This window comes from Parendozoicomonas verongulae (assembly GCF_009711465.1).
GTDB lineage: Bacteria > Pseudomonadota > Gammaproteobacteria > Pseudomonadales > Endozoicomonadaceae > Sansalvadorimonas > Sansalvadorimonas verongulae.
On the sequence record NZ_SMME01000723.1, the window covers coordinates 1 to 7,271 of the forward strand.

The following is a 7,271-nucleotide window of genomic DNA, read 5'->3' on the forward strand; positions in this document are numbered from 1 at the left end:
CCACCGACTTCAGTCGGTGGTTGTTCAGTTGAACAGCTCGAGCTGCAATGGTTGGAGCTGACCAAGGAAACAATGATGTCAATAACTACCAGTATCAAGGGATGGCTTTCTGAATTTCTGTTTACCAGAGAGCATTTCAAAGGCCCAATCAGCACCAAGCCACTGTATAGCTACCAAGTCTCCTCAGAAGAATATCAGCAGCTTGAAACAATACTAAGATTTGATAAAAGGCTCGCTCTTGATCCGGTGAAAGGAGGGCATTGGGCAGCAGGTTACTGCCTGTTTGTTGCCGAGTGGTATCGCCGTGAATACAACAGTGTGTGGTCCTGGGAAGAACTGGAAAGTCGCGTAGGATGTGAATTTACTTCAACACAACGAGGCTATTTGCTGGAAAATGGCCTCGAAGGTTTCTGGAAACGACATATTCGCCAACGTGAGCATGGTCGAGACCTGTTAGGCTCATTGTTTGCTGAAGGAGGCTTGCCCTGGCAGCTGGTGCAATCGAGTCATCACGGCTTTGGTCGTATCGTAAAAAAAGGGCTTCGGAATCATTACCGAACTGCCCAGGGACTAAGAACAACTCTTGATATTATCAATACATCCGACCATGGTCTTCCGCAGGCATTTACCAATATGGAAACCATGCAGATACTAGCGGGTATTGTCGATCAGCTGATGTTTCTGGCAGAGAAGTATGCAATCAGAGAGCAGGCTAACCCGGTTGCACTCCTCGACGAAAAGGAACCGGGTTGGCGCTCGGCGTTTCCGGTACCTCTGGATCAGTCCAATGCCCAGTCTCTGATTAATGAGTGGCTCAAGGATGCAGGTGAGCGACAGCGTGAGCATAAACAGAGGTTGGAAGATGCTCTGGCTTTTACGACACAGCATAAGCTGGTAGGGACTCTGCCGAATTGGTCAATCGTTTCCGAGTTGATACTTCCTGAAAATACGACTTTGCCAAAGTTAGAGAATCTCACGACCACCCGACTGGAACTCGGTTTTTATGAGGGCGATCGACTCATAGCTAAGGGTGGCACTGTATACCTTCAGAATGATGGTAGTAATCTTAAAATCCGTTTTCCTGAGCAGCATATCAACCTAAAGCGAAATAACATTGAAGCACCTGTTTTGCTTAAGCTTCTGGAGAATGGTCGTCCCGTTCATATTTTCAGTTTTGATAGCAGCTCCATTGATTACAATCATGCCCCGCTTATTTTTGAGCAAAAGGAAGATGATTGGTATCTGGCAGCCCAAGCTTCCTGCCACCTGAATACAGGGCAAGTCAGGGTAAGGTTACCTCAGGGCGCGCTGATAGTATCAGGGAATGCTGAAGGTTTATCTGATACGGAGGAACGCTGGTATCAGGGAACAGAAGACCTGTTAATTAAGCAGGCTTCAGATGTCTATCGGATTCGACTGAATCAGCTGCAGGATGCAACATTATTACCCTCCTTGTCAGGCAAAATTTCTCTGTATGAATCCCGTTCCAATACAGTCTTTGTTGGCTTTCCAAAGCTGAATTTGCCTGAAGGCTATAAGTATTCTCATGTTCAGCTTCATCATTGGGTTAATGGCCAGAGAATCTCTCAAACCCATCAGTACACTAACGCCGGAATTGTTCGCTATCAGGTGAAAAACGAGCAGGGCGAAACGCTTCTGCAGAGAAAGATCAGCACCTTGCCAGAGGGGTTCTACATTTCTGCTTTCCCGGCCATTGGTGACCAGCCAGCCAAGCTCCGAATTTATAATGGCGAGGGCTTGTTGATCCAGGTGCTTGATGAACAGGTCAGAAGTCATGAAGAAAAAACCTCTAACGGCCACTATCTCTATCTTAATCACACCAGTGAAACGATACCGGCCAAATTAAGAATTGAAGTCAGCAGTAATAAATCTATCGAACCGGTAGAGCTGATTATTCCTTACCCTTATCAGGGAGCCCGACTGATCAGTGATGATAAGCCGGTTAGCAAGACTGATCTGACTTTGGATGATCTGTTAGGCATGCAGTTGCAACTGTTTTCAGGGCAAACTCGTATTCAGGACTTTCATATTTCCTTACAGCTGATCGGGCCTTACTCACGAAGAGAGAGTGATGCCAAACTGGTTCGAAACTTCTCCTACAAGGTAGGTATTGAGCCACATGTGTTGAGCTTGTTCAGCTTTCAGTCCGAGATTCAACGCCTGCTGGGATCAGTGGACAATCAGGATGCTTTCGTCCGACTGACTCTGTCCTCAAACCAGCCGCTTTTGCATCTTAATATACGCCGATACTCAGGTGTTGTTGAGAAGCAGGGCAGTGACAAGTTATCGGTCTACGGATTGAATCGGCAGTTAATCAACGAATTGCTGGATGTTCAGGCAATGCTTCTGTCTGATCCCAAGCAGAAACCTGTTTCTTTAGTGGCATTGACCAGCCAGGGCGTGCCTACCGGTGAATACATTCTACCTGAGGTCATGAACAAGGCCGGAACCTGGTTGATCTATCCTCGCCCTGAATCCCCCATTCAATTCCGACCTGCTCTTCATGTAGCGGCTAATGCAGAAGAGCCAGATTACTCTGCCGAGGCAATGTCGCTCCATCAGGCGACAGAGTTGTACCATCCAAGGTTTAACATGGGGGTGATTGATCAGCAGATAGAGGCCATGGCAAATAACCTGCAGCACAGTGGCTGGCAGTATTTGCTTGATATCAAGACAGAATTCAATCATTTGCCGCTGTCTGTATTCGAAACCTGGCAGGCCTTAGCCCGAAATCCCAAGGCACTGGCCGTGTCTATTTTCAGAATGCATATGGATGAAGCCTTCTGTAACAGGGTGAGAGACGAGCTGGCCATTATCTGGGAAAGTATCAGTTTGTTTTTATGGCGGGATGCTTATTCAGGAATGCGTTCCTGGTATCAACAACTGGGAACACCTGAAGGCTATGTGGATGGGCTAATGAGCAGTCATAGAACAATTCTGCTGCATGTGGTTTCTGGTTTTGTGCATCTGGGTCAATACATCGAGACCGGCTGCCCTGAAAACAAGAATACGGTGCCACCGGAAATCGTTCTCCCCATGTGGTATCAGGAACTGCGTCAAAATCACGATTTGGACAACAGGTGGCCAACAGAGCTCGGTGTCGAACTGCGAGCCTGGATTCAGAGGCAGAACCTGCCAGATACGATTAAACTGTTGTCTAATACCGGCTTTACACATGCGGTGACTTTGCTGCCGGTATTTATGGCTTATGTTACTGCAGGCAGGGAAAGCATGGAGTCCCTGCATTCAGATCCGGGTTTCCTCAAGTTTTCGATCAGAGTTGCATCCGACTTTAATCGCTGTGACTGGTATGAACCGGCACATGCGTTAATGGTTTCCTATCTGCTAACAGCTGACGTTTAAGGTATAGAAATGCACTATTTTTCCAGTCTTGTTAGCCAGAGCCTTTCACGCAGCAGAGAAGCAACGCTCAGTGTTCTAGGTATTAACCATAGTGGTCTCAGGCAGCACCTTGCCAGTCAGATGAACAACAAACTCGGAGCGGAAGGGTGCTTTCTTGCTCCACCGGTTTTTGAACACACTTTTGGTTGGGAAACTTCAGGTACTACTTTTGGTGAACTTGAAGGAAATCTGTTGTCCAGAAAGCTGGTGGAAACCTTAACAACGGCTCATGCCTACCGTTTTCCAATCAAAGCTGAGCCATATAAGCACCAGTTAAAGGCATGGCAGACGTTGCTTAAACCTGAAGCAAACTCTGTCGTTATTACCAGTGGTACCGGCTCCGGTAAAACCGAGTGTTTCATGGTGCCAATTCTGCAAGACCTTATTAGACAGTATGAGGAAAAAAAGCAGCCCTTGGTAGGCGTCAATGCTCTGTTTCTTTATCCTCTGAATGCTTTGATTAATTCCCAGCAGGAAAGGCTGGATGCCTGGACTCGTAACTTTGACAAGAATATCCGTTTCTGTCTTTACAACGGCAATACAGTGGAAAGTGACTCTGATCCGGATATTCGCAATCTTAAAAAAGCGCACCCTAACCAGCAACTGTCCAGAGAGTCCTTGAGAAAGGAACCAGCGCCTATACTGATGACCAATGCGACCATGCTGGAATATATGCTGGTTCGTCAGGTAGACAATCCAATACTGGAAATATCCAGAAAACAGCAGTCTTTAAAGTGGATTGTACTTGATGAGGCTCACACCTATATCGGTTCTCAGGCGGCAGAATTGTCTCTGCTACTACGCCGTGTTGTGCAGGCGTTTGGTCGAGATGCAAAGGACATTCGCTTTGTAGCGACATCGGCCACCATTGCCGGAGAAGATGCTAAAGAAAAGCTTCAGGACTATCTGGCGGGTCTTGCGGGTGTTCGACGTGAGCAGGTGAGTGTTATAGGCGGCTCACGAGTCTGGCCAGACTTGCAGGATCTGCGGAATGAACAGAAAACAATACATGAGCTGCTGGAAATCGACACGGGTGAGGAGGTATCTGGCAATCGTTTTCAGGCACTTCAGAAAAACAGTGCTGCAAAAGCACTTCGTCATGCAGTGGTTAACAATGATAAGCCGCTGAACCTTAATGACATGGTTGACTGTATTCGACCTTACTTATCGTCTGACAGTCTAGAGGGTATGCAGCAGGAAGTATTGGCCTGGCTGGATTTGTTAACTGGTACCCGACCTGAAAAAGGTGAACCTCCATTTCTTAAGCTTCGAGCGCACTTCTTCCAGCGAATGCTCCATGGTTTATGGAGTTGTGTTGACCCTGATTGCTCCCATAAAGGACAGATGCTCAATAATTGGCCTTTTGGTCATGTTTATGTGTCTCAGCGTGCCCGCTGTGAATGTAATGCACCGGTTTACGAACTGGGTTTTTGCCAGGACTGCAGGGAACCACATCTGATTGCTGAAATACGACAGTCTATTGGTGATCAGGGCCAGACACAGGATAAGCTACATCAGTGCAGCCCTTATGCCGGTGATGAGTTCTCTCTGACTTACGAGACTGAGGAATCAGATGATTCGGAAGTCAAGACTGACATAACAGGGCCTGGTTCAAGCAAGAAAATAATCATTTCAGCCCATAGTCATAGTCATAATGATTATGATCTGGCACCACTTGATCTGGACACACTTACACTAGGTAGTCTTACAGCATCAAGAACCATTCAGATACAGTTTTCTCAGGAAAAGAAGGAAAGCTGTGCTGCCTGTAATTTCAGTTATAAGCAACAAGACAGAATGCTGAAGCGTGCGTATCTTGGCGCGCCATTCTATGTTGCGAATGCTGTGCCTACGGTTCTTGAATACTGCCCGGACCCAGATAAAGAAGACTGTGATGGTAAATCCCCGGAAGAACTGCCCGGTCGCGGTCGAAAACTGATTACCTTTACCGATAGCCGTCAGGGTACTGCCAGAATGGCGGTAAGAATGCAGCAGGAAGCAGAGCGCTCGAAGCTTAGGGGGCTTGTTTTTACAGTTTTAAGAAATGCACAAATAAAAGCAGATGCTGAACCATCTTCTCAGCCGCAGATGACTAGAGCCCAATGGGAAGCAATTGCGAAGCAGTCTAACTTACCTGTAGAAGTTTTAATGCAAGCTGCTCAGGGGGCGGAGACTACAGCAGCAGAGACTGCTATTGCTGAAGTTTCGTGGACTGACCTCACTACTGAATTAGCCAGCTTCAGAGATGTTGACCAGTACATACTGGATTACAACAGATACGCTAACCCGGTTCTTTTTGGTGGTCATGAAGCTGGTTTGAGCATGGCGCGCTTATTGTTGGCGCGTGAGTTCTCCAGACGGCCAAAGAATCAGAACAGCTCGGAGACGCTTGCCCTGGTTAAAGTTGGTTATCAGGGGCTTGATCGTGTAAAACAGTCTCCTCAGTTCTGGGAAGCAACAACAGCTATAAGTGCAAAAGGGGACAAGGCTAATACAAGTCTGCTTACACTTGATGATTGGAAAGACTTCCTTAAAGTTGCTCTTGATTTTGTCATCAGGGAAAACACCTTTGTTCGACTCGACAAAACTATGCAGAACTGGATGGGGAGCAGATTCACACCCAAGCTGATGTATTCAGCAGAGTCGGAAGTCATTACCAGTTCAACGGTTAAAAAGTGGCCTAGTCTGAAACAAAATGGAAGACATAGACTGGTCAAGCTACTTGAGCTGGCAACAGGTATGGACAAGTCCATAGCTGTAAATGCCGATAAACTTACACTTTGGCTAAACCAGGCATGGAAAGATCTGACTGATACCAGCAGGATTCTGGAAAACTATGAAGGTGGCAGGGCTATCAAGCTTGATACTTTGACCTTCTCCTTACCTCAGGAAGCCTGGGTCTGTCCCATTACTCACAGGTTGATAGACACAACCTTTAGAGGATTTACTCCTTACTTGCCGCAGACACTTGATACACGTGATTACCGCTGTAAGCACGTAACAATTCCCGAGCTTTCCAGTCTGGAGGCGGATAGCAGTGGTGTGCCGGTAGTTACACAAATTCGTAAGCTGGTTTCTGCTAATGAAGACATTCAGGTGGCACGAAGCGAGAACCTCTGGACCGATATCAGTGATCGCACCGTAGAGGGCGGTTTCTACTATCGGACAGCAGAACACTCTGCTCAACAGTCTTCTGAAAAGCTGGAGAAATATGAGGAGATGTTCAAGACCGGTAAGGTCAACGTTCTCAATTGTTCTACGACAATGGAAATGGGCGTTGATATCGGTGGTATCTCGGCAGTTGTCATGAACAACGTACCTCCACACCCTGCGAATTACTTGCAGAGGGCCGGTCGGGCAGGGCGAAGAAGTGAGGCAAGAGCGATTGCCTATACACTGTGCAAGTCTGCCCCCCATAACCAGAGAGCCTTTGCAAATCCCAAGTGGCCTTTTGTTACTGCAATACCCGCGCCCGGAATTACATTGAGTTCTGACCGTATTGTTCAGCGTCACGTTAATTCCATGTTACTGGCAATTTTTCTTAGAAAATTCTGCAATACGGATAAAGATCGGACAAAGTTAAATCTGAAGTGGTTCTTTGGTGGAGATCAGGACTCTGTTTGCCAGCGGTTTATCGACTGGTTGCAATCTACTCCCGAGGAACTGGAGAAGCCGGTAAGAGACTTAACGGCTAATACAGCTCTTAACGGCTCATCCTTATCGTCTATTGTTCGTGATGGTGTTGAGCTGCTTTGTTCTATTCGTGAACGGTGGCAACAGGAGCACAGTAAGCTGCTGGACAAGCTATCAGGTGATATCGATCCTGCGTATAGAAAAGCGTTACAACT

Annotated in this window: 2 protein-coding genes; both read left to right on the top strand. The window is 47.0% G+C overall.

The features are described 5' to 3' along the window. The first annotated feature begins 72 nt into the window (after nucleotides 1-72). Nucleotides 73-3,384, top strand: coding sequence for an STY4851/ECs_5259 family protein (locus E1189_RS03960; protein WP_155158767.1), 3,312 nt, complete (start codon nucleotides 73-75; stop codon nucleotides 3,382-3,384). A gap of 231 nt (nucleotides 3,385-3,615) precedes the next feature. Beyond that, the coding region (locus E1189_RS03965; protein WP_230460137.1) for a DEAD/DEAH box helicase at nucleotides 3,616-7,271 on the top strand (3,656 nt) is incomplete at its 3' end.

Coding starts and splice junctions, on each gene's coding strand:
- E1189_RS03960 (WP_155158767.1), top strand. CDS start 73: ATGATGTCAATAACTACCAGTATCAAGGGATGGCTTTCTGAATTTCTG.